Annotated in this window: 8 protein-coding genes; 6 read left to right on the top strand and 2 right to left on the bottom strand. The window is 49.9% G+C overall.

The window, feature by feature from the left end:
- Positions 1-576 precede the first annotated feature (576 nt).
- Together ACO9K6_RS17315 and ACO9K6_RS17320 are read right to left on the bottom strand one after the other, a co-directional pair.
- Positions 577-1,335: a ThiF family adenylyltransferase gene (locus ACO9K6_RS17315; RefSeq protein WP_424768803.1), complete on the bottom strand. Its 759-nt coding sequence runs from the start codon at positions 1,333-1,335 to the stop codon at positions 577-579.
- Positions 1,335-1,943 (bottom strand): N-acyl amino acid synthase FeeM domain-containing protein, encoded by a 609-nt coding sequence (locus ACO9K6_RS17320; protein ID WP_424768804.1) that lies wholly within the window; start codon positions 1,941-1,943, stop codon positions 1,335-1,337. Before ACO9K6_RS17320 ends, ACO9K6_RS17315 begins: the two co-directional genes overlap by 1 nt.
- Before the next feature lie 174 nt (positions 1,944-2,117).
- On the opposite strand from ACO9K6_RS17320, the gene ACO9K6_RS17325 reads away from it, so the two are divergent.
- From ACO9K6_RS17325 to ACO9K6_RS17350, 6 genes are all read left to right on the top strand, one after another.
- A complete protein-coding gene (locus ACO9K6_RS17325; protein WP_424768805.1) occupies positions 2,118-3,320 on the top strand; it encodes an HD-GYP domain-containing protein in 1,203 nt (400 codons plus the stop codon).
- 523 nt (positions 3,321-3,843) lie between these two features.
- The gene (locus ACO9K6_RS17330) at positions 3,844-5,688 is read left to right on the top strand and encodes a discoidin domain-containing protein (protein WP_424768806.1); all 1,845 of its coding nucleotides are present in this window, start codon (positions 3,844-3,846) and stop codon (positions 5,686-5,688) included.
- Positions 5,689-5,892: 204 nt separating this feature from the next.
- The gene (locus tag ACO9K6_RS17335) at positions 5,893-7,518 is read left to right on the top strand and encodes a type 2 periplasmic-binding domain-containing protein (RefSeq protein WP_424768807.1); all 1,626 of its coding nucleotides are present in this window, start codon (positions 5,893-5,895) and stop codon (positions 7,516-7,518) included.
- A 50-nt stretch (positions 7,519-7,568) separates the two neighbouring features.
- Positions 7,569-8,528, top strand: a complete 960-nt coding sequence (locus ACO9K6_RS17340) for an ABC transporter permease (RefSeq protein ID WP_424768808.1) — start codon at positions 7,569-7,571, stop codon at positions 8,526-8,528.
- Between the two features lie 12 nt (positions 8,529-8,540).
- The gene (locus tag ACO9K6_RS17345; RefSeq protein WP_424768809.1) at positions 8,541-9,416 is read left to right on the top strand and encodes a carbohydrate ABC transporter permease; all 876 of its coding nucleotides are present in this window, start codon (positions 8,541-8,543) and stop codon (positions 9,414-9,416) included.
- 39 nt (positions 9,417-9,455) lie between these two features.
- Positions 9,456-15,389 (top strand): S-layer homology domain-containing protein, encoded by a 5,934-nt coding sequence (locus ACO9K6_RS17350; protein WP_424768810.1) that lies wholly within the window; start codon positions 9,456-9,458, stop codon positions 15,387-15,389.
- The last annotated feature ends 202 nt before the right edge of the window (positions 15,390-15,591 follow it).

Raw genomic sequence — 15,591 nt, forward strand, 5'->3', positions numbered from 1 at the left:
TAATGGAAAGAGGATCCATTCTTCCATCGGATATTTCACGCCCAATCAATACGAACGTATGTACCGTCCTGCTGTGTAATTTTCTCGATTCTATGTGTCTACTCTATTGACAGAGGTACAGGCAGAATTTACTTGAATAATTTGACGATGACATATTCAATGCGCTGGTAGAGAAGATCACCATTCTCTCGCCAGCGCATTTTATTTTTACTCTGAAAAGCGGGCTGGAGATCGAAGAAATCCTCGACTAATCTCCAGCTCCAAGATAAAATAGCGACAGATGGCATGGAACGTGTCCATGCTGTTTGCTCGTTACAACTCCAAATGACGATGTTTCAGATAATGCTTAACCTCCTTGAACATCCCTATACCCTCTTAACACCTCTCAAATATAACCACTCCTTTTCAGCCGAATGCTGATGTTGAATAGCGTCTTCCCACTCCAATAAAATACCGTGAGCAGATACTTCTGCTGGCCTCCTCATTTGAATGAGTAATTCTACTAGCTTCTCCATTATTCGAATTACCCGATCTTGTTGCTCCGCAGCTGAAAGTAACTTATTTCAACATAGTTCATCAAACTTCAAATTGAAGTTGGAAGGACTGAGGCACATACACCGGCTGTTGTCGTCCGAGTAAGTGAAGAATCAGCTTGGACACGAGAGCCCCAGGCCCAAGTGCCTGACCAACGCTTATGGTCGGGATTTTTCTGCTTTCGATCCATCCGCTAATCTTCTCTGCAGTGGCGTAGGAAGGGAGAATCGAAGAATATTGGGCGGCCGGAAACACTTCTCCCCTCAGTTGTTCAATAGGAGTATCTTCACTAATTCCTATGTATTGTTCAAGTGTTACACCATTGGGGTCGAAGCAAAGCACGGATGTACCAAAGCCGAGGGCTACAGCTGTTATTACCGATTTTTGATGCTTGCGGGCTGCACGATGAAGGGTAACTGAATCAGCAAATGAAAAGTAGTCGATCGCATCAATCACATAATCTGCTTCAGCTACAAAAGACTCCGCATTCTTGGTGGAAATGCCTTCAAGTACTTTTTCGATTCGCAAATTCGGATTAATTTTGAATAAATGCTCAGTGAGGGCTTCTACCTTGTGTTGTCCGACCGTCTGATGATTAGCTGCGCATTGACGGTTTATATTGGAGACATCGAATACATCCAGATCTGCTAGATTTAAGGCGCCAATGCCCATTCTTGCAAGCAGTTCTGCAGAAAATCCGCCGATACATCCACAACCAGCAATTGCGATTCTGCTTGATTGCAAACGATCTATCTCTATTTCGGTCATGATGCCGAGGTTGCGTTCAAATTGCTCGTTCATTATAAGCTCACCTCTACGGAAGGAAGTTCAAATGAAACAAAATACTCGTAAAGGGAAGGTCGCAACTCTTTTAAAGTCGAAAGACACTCTCCAATATCCAACAAGCATGGAATGGATGTAGAGCCTAAGTACACTTTAGGTTCTCCGATAACTTTAAAAGGAAACTTGAACATCCGCAGCATATAATTGTAAACCCTCTCGTCAATACAGCATACCCAGTGGGTCAAACCTTGCTGATAGGAATATTCGATTGCAGATTTAATCAGTCCCAGACCTACATCGTGAGCCTGCATTTTTGTGAATGCACTGATCTCAGCGATTTTGGATGGTTCAATTAGCTTAATTCGTGCACGTTCAATATCATAAATGTTGAAATATCTAATAGTTGGCAGTTCTTGAGGTTGATTCAGTATTAATCGGGTTAGACCTACGACTTGATCCAATAGTTCGGTTTGAGCAATAAAGTACTCTGAAGTTTCCTCATATGGATCGACTTCATTTTTGTTGAAAAAACCTACTTCTTCATAACGTTGATGGTGAAGTTTTACAGCCTTTTCACGCATGTTCCCATTTGCTACTTTGTATACATAATTCATTTGGCTTTTCATAAATCGTCGCCTCCCAAATATATAGTAATAAATATACTATATAATATATTTTCGGTTTAAAGAAGAAGAGTCATAAAGTATAGAAATATCACAAGTCCTGTAGTAGAATCCTCATTATAGTGTTAAAATAGCAATTAATAATTGTCGGTATATTCCGATAAAAAGGCGGGCCTAGTGAACGAAGAGCGACAAAAACTCTTAAGGGAATACTTTCAGCAGCATCAGCAAAGATTGAGTCTAAAAATATTAAAAATTGCTCTTATTTATTTATCTCTAAGCATTATTTGGAATCTGATTTTTTATTGGCTCGATTTGCAATATTCAAGAGCAAACATCTCATATTTGGCTGGATCGTTATTGTTACTATTAGGTGCAATGATTTGGAATCGGTTAAAACCAATTACAACCGCGGCCATGTTGCATGTAGTCCTCTGTTTTGTATTAATTGTGGTTTGTTCCCTGTATTTCGGTTCCGGTTATCACGAGGCCTGGGCATTTTTTCTTACGATTCCGCTTCTAACAGGACTTTATGGAAAAAGAAAAATTATGCTGGGCTACATCGGTCTTGGGCTGGGGATAATGCTTTGGCTGAGCATTCGATATCCTTTAACGAGTAATATTGTTGACTTTATTGACATCTCTAATAGAACTCTACTCTATATCATCATCGCTACGTTCAGTTTTATTCTGGTTGAACAGCTTATCCAGTTGTATAACAATCAAGTGAATACCATTATTGAATCAACTGATAATACTATTGAACAAGTTGTCAAAAGCTTCATTATATCCATTGAAGCCAAAGATGCATATACATTCGGACACAGTGAACGGGTAAGCCGTTACGCCCTGGCTTTAGCACGCCTACTTCCCGAATTTCAAAACGAACAACGTTTGAAGAGACTTAGTTTGGCTGGTCTCTTACATGATATCGGAAAAATCAACATCCCTGAATCTGTACTAACAAAACCCTCAACGCTAACCGAGGAAGAATACGAATTAATCAAGACACATCCTGTTGTCGGAAGCAAAATGGTAGAAAAAATCCACAGTCTGAGTGCATTGAAACCCGGGATATTGTATCACCATGAACGTTGGGACGGTCGAGGATATCCTGCCGGCCTGTATGGGGAAGAAATTCCTTTAGAGTCGAGAATATTGGCCATTGCCGATGCTTTTGATGCTATGACCTCAAGCCGGGCATACCGTCAGGCATTAACCTTTCAAGAAGCCTTCAAGAACCTTTATCTAGGAGGTGGGAATCACTTTGATCCGCACTTGATTAATCATTTGGAAGCTATTCAAATTTCCTGGAGAGTAATCTATAACGAGTATAATACTGGATTTGATGAATTTGAACGAATGACTAATTTGTTGTAAATTTACCTGCGCTAAGAACCCAAAACTTCAGTATGGAATTTTGAAAAAAACTATTATATTCCTTTCACCGTCTCCACACATGTGGAGTGCGTAGTAAGGATATATCGGGAAGATGTAACCAACGATTAAACCCGTGCTATAACAAATAATGCCGTGACAAAAATCGGATAAAAACGTGATAAAATCGGGTAAATCACTGTTTTGTAGCATGAGTTTATTTATGAGGGCATCACAAATCCAGCCCCATAACACAGCCCTAACGTTATGGGTGGCATGATGTAATAAGGGCGTAAATTCCTTATACATCAAGGGTTTCCGCATGAGGAAACGCCGTTTGAGGCTAATTGAAGAAGCTTCTCATCAGTGTGTGCTGATGGGAAGCTTCTTTGACTTGCCATTTGGAGCAGTTGATTCTTCAACAAATTAAACAAATTCAATCATGTTTACTAAACAAGTCATATCATGTTAAAATAAGTTGCAAGCGCTTGCAAAATAAATATTTAACAGTCAGGAGGCAATGATCATGAGGCTACGAAAAGCAATACTCCTCTTCTTGACAATTGTTATTGTATGCATCACAATTTCGATTCAAATTACTCCCCGTGTATCCGCAGCACCAATTAACCTCGCCTACGGCAAAACGGTATTCGTATCCAGTACTGAGAGTCCCAGCTATGCGGCATCCTATGCAGTTGACGCGAACGGGAATACACGATGGTCATCCGCGTATGCGGATCAGCAGTATATTACCGTGGACCTTGGAAGCTTGCAGACGGTATCGAGTGTGAGAATCAACTGGGAAGCCGCTTACGCACGGCAATTTCAAGTGCAGGTTTCTTTGGATAATAGCTCCTGGAGCACGGTTTATTCCAATTACAATGCAACCGGCGACCTGCAAACGATCAATTTCTCGTCTACAACGGCCAGGTATGTAAAAATTTATTTGATCCAGCGTGCATCAAGCTACGGGTTTTCGTTATGGGAGTTTGAGATTTATAATACGAACCCCGATGCGCCCGTAAATTTGGCCTATAACAAAAGCGTCTCCGTTTCTTCAACAGAGAACGGTTCTTATTCGGCCGGCAACGCGGTGGATGCCAATGGCAATACAAGGTGGTCTTCTTCGTATGCCGATAATCAATTCATCACTGTCGACCTGGGCAGCGCGCAGACTGTGTCCCGTGTCGTTCTGAAATGGGAGGCCGCTTATGCAAGGCAATATCAGGTCCAAATATCGAGCAATAATTCAACGTGGACGACGGTTTATTCCAATTACGATGCGGCAGGCGGAAACCAGACGATCGATTTCGCACCTGCTGTTGCGCGGTACGTGAAAGTATATCTGATCCAGCGCGCGACCAGTTACGGTTTCTCGCTGTGGGAGTTCGAGATATACAATAACGGCAATGGAGGAGGCGGAGCAGCGATCGGCGTGCTGGATTATTTGAAAGGAGTAGGCAGGAGCGGAACGATTATCGGTCACCATAATCGGGAGCCTAATTCGAATCCGTCATATTACACGAACCAGATGTATAACATTACGGGCAAGTATCCCGCCTTGTGGAGCGGAGATTTTCTGTTCGCGCAAAGCGACGTCGACCATCGATGGACCATGATCTATGAAGTGGAGAGACAATGGAATAACGGCGCTTTAATAAATATCATGCTTCATGTTACGAATCCGAAGCAGGGGGAAGTCGGCTCCTGGAACGGGGGCGTCGTCAGCGATCTGACGGATGCGGAGTGGAACTCGCTCATCACGAATGGCGGAAGCTTGAACACCGCATGGAAGAACCGGCTTAATACGTATGCCGCTTATTTACAATACCTGGAGGACCGTAATGTGCCGGTGTTATTCAGACCGTTCCACGAGATGAACCAAGGCATCTTCTGGTGGGCCGGCAGACCGGGTCCGAACGGGACAGCTGCATTATACCGGTTAACCCATGATTATTTGGTGAATACGAAGGGGCTCAGCAATCTGATTTGGGTATGGGATATGCAGGATCTAGCTCCTCCATCCGGGCAGACATTTGCTTCCGATTGGGCTTCATATAACCCGGGGAATAGTTACTGGGATGTGTTTGCCGTTGATATTTACGAAGGACTGACGACAGCGAAATATAATGCGGCCATAGCGGTAGCGGGAGATAAACCGATTGCAATCGGAGAGTTCGCCAAGATGCCGACGCCAAGCCAGCTGCAGCAAATGCCTAGGTGGGCTTTCGCCATGGGATGGGCAGAGTGGGTTTATGCTGTCGTGCCGGGTCAAAATAACAATCAACCGTTTAACACGACTGCAGAGATTCAAGCGACCTATAACGCCTCGAATGTCATCACGTTGGATGAGTTGCCCGATTTGCAATAAATGAGAACTAGGCTGCAAGCTTCGTGCTTGCAGCCTTTTTTATACGAGTATACTTTTAATAATTTCAACAAAATTCAATTTTATAAATATGTTTACAAAAAATAATTATACAATTATAATAAAGTTGAAAATGTAAGCGCAAACAGTTGAAAAGACAGAACGAAGCCGCGATTGCATTTATCAACATATTGGGGGATTGGGATCATGAAGCGGAAAATGTCCATTACAGCTTTGCTCGCATTAACGCTTGCCGTGTCGGCCTGCTCGGGCAATTCTGGCGGGAGGATGGGAGACGAGGCGTCAAGCACAAACACGACGCAGGCGGTCAGCGATGATGGAACGAACAAGTCAGTCGAACCGCTAAATATCAGCATGGCGTTGATGGCTGGCTCTAAGACGCCGGACTCCTGGGCGGAGAAGGCGCTTGAAGGGGAGCTTGCGGCGAATCTCGGCCGCGACGTTAATGTGGAGCCGGTGTTCCTGCCGGACTGGTCGGAGCTCAATACGAAGATCAACCTGCTTATGAGCGGCAAGGATACGCGTCCGAACATTCTGTGGACGGGCGATACGAAGGAATATTTGAAATGGGTGGACGCCGGCATTATTCAGGACGTTACGCCGTCTCTGCAGAAATACGGCAAGGAAATTATTAATTACTATACGAAGGACACCTTGTTCTACCATTGGGATTCAAGCGGCAAAATGTATCGTATTCCGGGGGACGTGCCTGAAGCGAGCTATATGACGACCATTATCCGCAAGGACTGGCTGGATAAGCTCGGACTGCAAGTGCCGAAGACGCTCGACGAATATGTAGAGGTGCTGAGAGCGTTCACGAAAAACGATCCGGACGGCAATGGCAAAGACGACACGTATGGCTTGTCCGGCGACAACTACTACCGCTCACTCATTCCATTCTTCTATGCATACGGAGTCGATGTAGAGAATTTTATCAGACAGGAAGACGGCTCCATCAAATTCGGCTCGGTCATGCCTGAAGTGAAGACGGTGCTGGAGCTGCTGCAGACGCTGTATAAGGAAGGCGTTATGGATCCGCGCATGTCGACAGCGGCGAACAGCAGCGACCAGGTGGTTAACGACATTTATGCATCAGGCAAAGCGGGTTCCTTCTATCGCTTCGTCGATTATTTCAACCCAGGCAACACGGCCGCCGTTTCGTTCAAGAAGCTGAACCCGGACGGCGAATACATTTCGATCGACCCCGTCGTCGGTCCAAGCGGCTTCGGCTCCGATCAGCCTGATCCGGGCATCGGCTGGTGTTATCTGGTCATAACGGACACGACGAATGCGGATGATGCGGTGCAGGTGCTCAATACGATGGCGACGCCGGAGACATTCAAGCTGTTCACGTTCGGCAAGGAAGGCGAGCATTACGAAATGAAGGACGGCATCTTCACGCCGACGGTTACGCCGGACGAAGGCAGCAAGCTCGGACTCGGCAACTTCGGCTGGTACATTCAGCGCAAGGATGCCGCGAATATCAAGAACACGCCTGAAGTTACTGCGCTGTTCGAAAGCAAAAAAGCGACTTCGCAGCCGATGCGCGACAAAATCGTAGTATTCAAGGCGCTGGACAGACCGGAATGGGACAAATATTCGGCGGATATCAGGAAAGAGCGCGACGAAACGTTCTGGTCGATTATTACGGGCAAGAAACCGGCGAGCGCATTCGACGAATTTGTAGCCAAATACGAGAAGATGGGCGGCAAACAAATCGACGAGGAAGCTGCGGGACTGCTCAGCAAGCAGGATGAGGAGCACAAGCAATACGAAGCTTGGTATAGCGAGAATATCGAACCGTTCAAATAAACGCGGCTTAAAGTAGCCGCCAAGCCAATTTATCGAGAGGGTGAATCGGAATGGAGGCATCCACAGAAACGACGGCTGCTGCACATTCATCGAGCGTTGCCTCCGGAAGGACGTTATGGAAGGACCTGGTTAGGGATCGTTATTTATATTTGCTGCTCCTGCCAGGCCTTCTTCTTATCCTTCTGTTCCGCTACGCGCCGATGTACGGCATCGTCATTGCGTTTCAAGATTTTAACATATTCAAAGGAGTAAGAGGGAGTGAATGGGTCGGCTTCGACCAATTCGTCCGCTTGTTCAATTCCCCGGATTTCTACGAAATATTGCGGAATACGATTCTAATCAGCTTATACAAACTGGCGGCGTCGTTCTCAATTCCGATTATATTATCGCTTCTGCTTAACGAGCTGAAGCATGTCGGGTTCAAGCGAATCACGCAATCGATTATTTATTTGCCCCATTTTGTATCTTGGGTTATCTTCTCGGGCATTATCATTTCGTTCTTGAATCCGGTCGACGGCCTGTTTAATATGATCGCGTCGCAGTTCGGCGGATCCAAAATCGATTATTTGGGCAACTCCGCCTATTTCCGCTCCATTCTGGTACTGAGCGACATTTACAAAGAAGTGGGCTGGGGCACGATCATCTATCTGGCGGCCATCTCCGGCGTCAATGCCGATCTGTACGAAGCGGCGCGCATTGACGGTGCGAACAAGGGAAGACAAATGTGGCATGTGACATTGCCAGCCATTCGGCCTGTTATTATTATTCTCGTCATTCTAAGCCTGGCGAACATTCTGGAGGCGGGATTCCAGCAGGTGTTCCTGCTGTACAGCCCGCTGGTATACGATGTCGGGGACATTATCGATACGTATGTGTACCGGGTCGGCATACAGGAGGCGAATTATAGCTATGCGACGGCAGTCGGATTGTTTAAGTCGCTTGTGGCGATGGTGCTCATCGTGAGCGTTAACAAGCTGGTGAAGATGACCGGCCAAGACGGTTTATGGTAAGGGGGCCCGGATATGGGACTGACAATGGGCGAAAAGGTGTTTTCCGTAGTCAACTATTTGTTTTTTATCGTATTGATACTCGTCATGATCTATCCGTTCTGGTACATGATTATGGGCTCGCTGAGTGACCCGGTCTATGTTGCGGACGGCGGCTTCTTCCTGAAGCCGGCGGGCTTCTCGCTTTCGGCGTACGAAGCGGTGCTGAAGAACGTGTCCATTCTGACCGGCTTCAGGGTGACGCTCATTTCCACCATCGGCGGTACGGTGATCGGTACGTTCCTGACGGCGACAACGGCATATGCCATTTCGAAAAAAAGGCTGCGGGGCCGCATGTTTTTTGCGTTCCTCGTCTTGTTTACCATGATGTTCAACGGCGGGTTGATACCTTCCTACCTGCTGATCAAAGAGCTGAACATGATCGATACGTATTGGGCGCTTATCTTGCCTTCGGCCATTGGGGCTTGGAATATTTTCGTCATGCAAAGCTTCTTCCGGGGTATTCCCGACGAGCTTGAGGAGGCAGCTAAGATTGATGGCGCAAGCGATCTGACCGTCTTCTTCCGTATCGTGCTGCCGTTGTCGAAGCCGGTGCTCGCCACAATCGGCCTGTTTATCGCAGTGTGGTATTGGAACGATTTCTTTTCGTCGGTACTATATGTGTCGGAGAAGGATATGTGGCAGCTGCAGATGGTCCTGAAGGACCTCATCAGCAATACCTCCAACGCCATTGCGCAGGCGGGCATATCGATAAGCTATCAAAGCGAAGTGAATGAATTTACGATCAAGATGGCTTCCATCATTATATCCAGCATTCCGATCCTGCTCGTCTATCCTTTCCTTCAGAAGCATTTCGTAAAAGGAGCTTTGGTTGGTTCGGTAAAGGGGTAAGCGGAAGCGAGAGCAAAAATGAAGAAGGAGGACAATACAGTGTACAAAAAGAAAATATCGCTGCTTGCGATTGCCGCGCTGCTGCTGCAGATGCTGGCGGCTGGCGGCGTCAATGCGGCGAATGAGCCGGATAACAGCGGCTGGATGTCGATCTTGAACGGCTACGTTACAGTCGACCCCGTAGCCAAGGATAAGCTGCTGGAGGGCGGCGGGGAATATCGCTTTGCCTCTCTCAACTATCCAGGCGGGGTAGCGGACACACCGTTCGCGCAAGAGGATGCGATTCGCACCATTGCCGCGATGGGCGGCAAGGTCACACGGGTGTACGTGCTGTCCGTGAAGAGGTACGACAACTCCAACGCGGGTACCGCTCATGTGCAGGGGCCGGATAGCAGCGGCGTCATGCAATTTAATGAAGAAAGCTTCCGCAAGCTCGATCATCTTCTGGCGGTTGCGAATCAATTCGGCGTGCGCGTCATTCTGCCGTTCGTCGATCAATGGCAGTGGACGGGAGGAATCGAAAGCTACGCCGCGTTCCGGGGTTACCCGATCAGCGGCGACGCGGCGAACGATCCTGATGCTTGGAATTTCTATACGGATGAAGAAATCAAATCCGATTTCAAGCAAGTCATCCATTATACGATGAACCGTATCAACTCGTATACGGGCGTACCGTACAAGGACGATCCCGCCATTCTGGCATGGGAGACCGGCAACGAGCTTGGCGGCTATCATCAGGATCGTTTCCCGCAGGCGTGGACAACCGAGATGGCGGCGTATATCAAGTCGCAGCAGCCCAAGCAGCTGGTGCTCGACGGACGTTTCGCGATTCATCCGGACTCGCTGACCGATCCTAATATCGATATCGTAGGCAATCACTTCTACACGGGCAATTTCATCGACAAGGTGAACGCGGACCGGGCGTTGTCGGCGGGCAAGAAGCCTTACATCCTCGGTGAATTCGGTCTCTATACGAAGGCTGCTCCCGTCGACGGGCTGTTTAACGCGGCGCTGCAGAACGGAGCGAGCGGAGCGCTCATCTGGAGCCTGCGACCGCATAAGGACGACGGCGGCTTCTACTGGCATGACGAGGACCCAGGCAATTGGTCTTCGTATCACTGGCCCGGCTTCTCCTCGGGCGACTGGTATGACGAAACCAATATCATTCGCACCGTCTACAAATACGCGCATTACATGAACGCGAACGATCCTGACAAAACGACGGCAGTACCTCCGATCAAGGCTCCGGAGACGGCGCCGGTGCTGTTCCCGATCGAATCGGTAGGACATATCAAGTGGCGCGGCTCGGTAGGAGCGGCAGGCTATGAGGTGCAGCGTTCGGAGAACGGAACGGACTGGCTCATCGTCGCGGAGAGCTTCTCTGACGGCGGCCGCGCGGGCACGCCTGCCTTCCATGACGAGAAGGCGATTACAGGCGTGACGTACCAATATCGGGTCAGAGGCGTTAACGAAAGCGGCCATTCCGAGTGGTCGAACGTCGTGCAGACAACGGCGAGCCATATCGTTACCGACGAGCTGAGCCTGCAGTACAATGATGTGGAGAAACGGAAGGTTTACGCTTACGATCATTCCGCTAATCTGACAACACAAGCGGACTTCTGGAACGAGCTAGGCATCGGCTATAAGGCTTTTGTGTCCGGCAATGATTTTGGTTATTTGACGTACGGCTCTCCGGTACCGATCCATAAGCTGACGGTGAAGACGCTCGGAACCGGCATACCGCAATTTGCGGCGTCGGCGAGCAACGGCAGCTTTGCTTCAGTCGCAGAGTCCAGTATCAGCGTGACCGACGATGCGGAAGGCAAGGTGTACATGCTGTCGAATCTGCCGGAAGGCACGCGGTTCGTGAAGCTGCTTATTCCAGGCCAATCCTCGCTGCGGATCGACCGTGTTGATCTGGAATACCTGTACGCAGGGGAAGGACATATGCCGCTGGAACCGATCCAGCGCAGCGGCTTTATCGTGGACAGCGAATTTGACAGTCTGCCGGACGACATTAGCGGAAATCTGGGGCTGATGGATAACGGACTGGCTTCCTCAGACGAAGCTGGCGGCTACGTGCTGTACCGTACGGGAGGCGATATGAATTCGTACCGCGTTGTGAGCCATGAGGCGGGCGAAGCGGCTCCGCTGCAATTCGCCGTATCTCTTGACGGCGTCCACTACACTGACACGACGCCTGCGGTTCAGCGCAATGTCGGCGGAGAAGGAAGCGGCATTGCCATTTATTCCGATTTTGCAGTGAAGGCGGGCACACGTTACTTGAAAGTGTTGTTTCCGGCCGCGACCGATGGGCCGGCCGTCTCCCGAGTGGAGCTTGGCTACGGCGTCAATATGATTCCGCTGACCGACAAACCTCCCGTCAACGTGCTGGAAGATGCGGAGTATTATTTTGGCAAGGATGAGGAATTGAAAGCTTCCTACACGCGCAATACGAACGGCGATGTCATCGTGCCGTCTATTACTACCGAATTCAAGAGCAACGGCAGCTACGGCATGAAGCTGGATTATGCGTTCGGTTCGAACTACTACGCGGGTCTGACGAAGGCGCTGGATCACGCCGATCTATCCTCCTTTGACGCCCTGCAGGCATGGGTGAAGCCCGACGGCTCCGGCAATAAGCTGACCTTCCAGTTCCGCCTTGCCGACGGTTCCGTCTGGGAAGCGGTCAAGCTCTTGCAGGGGACGGAAGGAAAAACGATTCAAATCAAATTTGAGGAGTTCTTGCAGCCTTCCTGGGATACGAAGGTAGACGATATGGATATAAGCGATGTGCAGGAATTTTCCTTGTATGTGAGCTCGGATTCGGATGCAACCGCGAACGCTGGCGCCGTCTATCTGGACAATATTCGCGTCGCGAGCTCCACGAAGCTGGACAACTACGAAAGCTACGGCGGATACGACACGCTGGTGCAGAAGGCATACAGCCGCAATACCGGCGGCGGACGATTCGACGTGTCGCTGACGGGAGAATTTAAGCTGGAAGGCTCCTACGGACTAAAACTGGACTACGATGTGGCCGCAGCGGGTTATGCAGGCGCCACGCTTAGTCCGAACTATTTGAATCTGAACGGCTACGACGGTTTCTCGATGTGGTTCAAGCCTGACGATTCGCGTAACAAGCTGGTTATTCAATTTACGACGGAGGACGGCAAGTACTGGGAGACGTCGACGACGATTAAAGGAACGGATATGCGACTCATGTATGTGCCTTTCTCGAAATTCAGGCATCCGGGCTGGTACGGCGGCGATCCGAACGCGACGCCGGACATAAGCAAAAACATTATTGCGTTCTCGATCTATATTAATAAAGACGAAGGCGTTACGCGGCAGACATCGGGCACCGTGTATATCGACGAGATTAACGGGGCGAACTTCGAAGACCGTCTGGGGAGTGCGGAAGTTGCCATTACAACCGATGCCGGATCTGCGGTCACATCGTTCCCTTACACCGTTAACGGTACAGGGCCTGAAAATGAATATGTGGCGCTTTCCGTTGGCAAGCAGAAGTTCTATGCATCTGTTAACGGAGAAGGTGTATGGTCGTATAATATTCCACGCATGGTGAACGGCGAAGAACGAATCATTACGGCGGCGATCGAGCTGTACGACGAAACGGCGCTTGCTTCCGACTCCATCACGGTGAACGTGAACGTGCCGGGCAATACGTATCAGGAGGAGACGGAAGGCGGCGGAGGCGAGGAGCCGCCGGTCGATACAACGAATTATGCCGTCAACGGCGGATTTGAAACCGTCACGCAGGAAGGGGTATGGCCGCTGCTGCCGCAAGGCTGGAGCCATGTCGACGCCGACGGGGCTGCCGTCACAGACGGCAAGGTGAAGCTGGAGGGCAATGCACGGACGGGTGCATACAAGCTCGTGCATTACAACGGCGGACCTTATGAAGCCGTGACCTTGCAGACCGTCACCGGACTGCGGGAGGGGATCTATGAAGTGATTGCTTGGACGCAGTCCAAGGCAGGCAATCCGCAACTCGCGGAGATGACGGTTTCCTCGGGTGACGGAGAACCGCTCGTCGAGACGGTCGAACCGGGCGAAAGCACCTGGGTGAAGCAGACGATTACGAATATTGAAGTCAAGAACGGGACGTTGACGATTGCGTTCCGCTCGAAAAGCACGGCCGGAGACTTCTGGATTGGCGTAGACGATGTTGCGTTGAACCGGATTGGCGATATTAATTATGCCGCGAACGGCAGCTTCGAGAGCTTCACGGCCGATGCGGTTAGCGGAGCGCTGCTAGCGGATCATTGGCTCAGCCGCAATGCCGCGCGTGAGCTTGTAACGGACGGTACGGCGAAGGTAGAAGCTTCAGCATCGAGCCGCACCGGAGGTTACCAGCTGGCGCATTGGAACGAGGCAGCTTACGTTGTGACAACCTCGCAGGAGGTAACCGGGCTGCAGGACGGCGTATACGAGCTTAGCGCGTGGACGCGTTCCAAGGGCGGACAGCACAAGGCTGAGCTGACGGCGTCCGGCTACGATGGAACAACGTTGTCCGATGCCATTGAAGCGGGTGAGTCGACTTGGGTGAAGCAGAAAATTAGCGGCATCCAGGTGACGGAAGGCAAGCTTGTGATCGGCCTTCACTCCGATTCGCCGGGAGGCAGATGGATCGTGGTAGACGATGTCGAGCTGGTGCGTACCGGCGATCTGCCGGATGGCGGCAGTGACAACGGTGGCGGTAACAATGGCGGTGACAACGGTGGCGGTAACAATGGCGGTGACAACGGTGGCGGTAACAATGGCGGTAACAATGGTGGTAACAATGGTGGTAACAATGGTGTTGGCGGCGGTACTGCTGAGCCAGGTACAACGAGCGGGTTGAAAGTGTACACGAAGGAGCAGCTTCAAGCCGAGTTGCAGGCTAACGGATTAACGCTGTCGGCGAACGAGGCCGGCGTGCAGATTCCGGCCGATATTGCCGGACTTGCAGGTAATAGCGGGCTGACTATACAAGCGTCCAACGCCGAGCTTGTCATTCCGAGCGCGGTGCTGAAGCAGCTAGGGGGACTGGTGCCGTCAAGCGAGCTTGACGCAGCGAAGATTGACATCACAATGGAGATGCTGCCGAGTGAGGATTTCAGCGCGCTGCTGAATATGGCGGGCAACAAACACGGAGCGGCTATAGCGGCAGCAGGCTTTGTCTACGAGTTCAGTCTTTCCGTTCGGACATCCGCGGGGAATATCGTTAAGCTGTCTGATATGGCTGAGCCTGTTACCGTTAAGCTTTTGACAGACGATGCAGGAACTGGCATCTTTAGGGGCATCTATTACATTAGCGATGACGGGAATGTCGAATATGCCGGCAGTAGAATGGAAGACGGCTATGTAATCGCCGCAGTTCGGCATTTCAGCAAATACGGGGTGCTCAGCTATAACAAATTATTTAGTGATCTCCCGTCCAACCATTGGGCGAGCGCTGCCGTTAAGACGCTTGCGGCGAAAGGCATTGTTCAGGGTGTGACAAGCACAGAATTCCGTCCTGACGACAATGTAACGAGAGCCCAGTTTACGGCGATGCTGGCACGGGCGCTTGGCCTTCAAGCTTCGGGCCTATCCGGCTTCACCGATGTGGCGGCGGACAGTTGGTACGCGGAAGCCGTTGCAGCGGCGGCGGAGCATGGCATTGTTCAAGGACGCAGTCTGACCGAATTTGCGCCGTACGCCAACATTACGCGCGAGGAGATGGCCGTAATGCTGGTTCGATCCTATGAGCTGCTTGGCGAAGGACACGGTGCTTCGGGTACAACGCCGAACAGCGAATCGGCTCCTTTCAACGACAGTGCGCAAGTTAACGCATGGGCGAAGGACGCGGTGAATGCCGCTTACGCGCTTGGGCTAATTCGGGGGGATGAGAAGGGCGGCTTTAAGCCGCAAGGACTTGCAGCTAGAGCGCACAGTGCGCAGGTTATCCATCGGTTGACAGAGTAGGTTTTGAAGGAAGGAGTTGCCGATTATAATGCGGCAGCTCCTTTTTTTGTGAAGGCGAAACAAGGATAAGCTGCGCCTTATCTCCTGTAATTGGGGTTCTCGGAATGAAACTTGCTGTGCTGTCAAAAACACGGCTGCAGAAGATTCATTTTATCCTATATGCAATCATTGAGCTGGATTAAAAAGGGTTATCCTATTTGTT

Origin of the sequence: Paenibacillus praedii, assembly GCF_049725345.1 — a bacterium.
Classification (GTDB): domain Bacteria; phylum Bacillota; class Bacilli; order Paenibacillales; family Paenibacillaceae; genus Pristimantibacillus.

Coding starts and splice junctions, on each gene's coding strand:
- ACO9K6_RS17345 (WP_424768809.1), top strand. CDS start 8,541: ATGGGACTGACAATGGGCGAAAAGGTGTTTTCCGTAGTCAACTATTTG.
- ACO9K6_RS17340 (WP_424768808.1), top strand. CDS start 7,569: ATGGAGGCATCCACAGAAACGACGGCTGCTGCACATTCATCGAGCGTT.
- ACO9K6_RS17330 (WP_424768806.1), top strand. CDS start 3,844: ATGAGGCTACGAAAAGCAATACTCCTCTTCTTGACAATTGTTATTGTA.
- ACO9K6_RS17335 (WP_424768807.1), top strand. CDS start 5,893: ATGAAGCGGAAAATGTCCATTACAGCTTTGCTCGCATTAACGCTTGCC.
- ACO9K6_RS17315 (WP_424768803.1), bottom strand. CDS start 1,335: ATGAACGAGCAATTTGAACGCAACCTCGGCATCATGACCGAAATAGAG.
- ACO9K6_RS17320 (WP_424768804.1), bottom strand. CDS start 1,943: ATGAAAAGCCAAATGAATTATGTATACAAAGTAGCAAATGGGAACATG.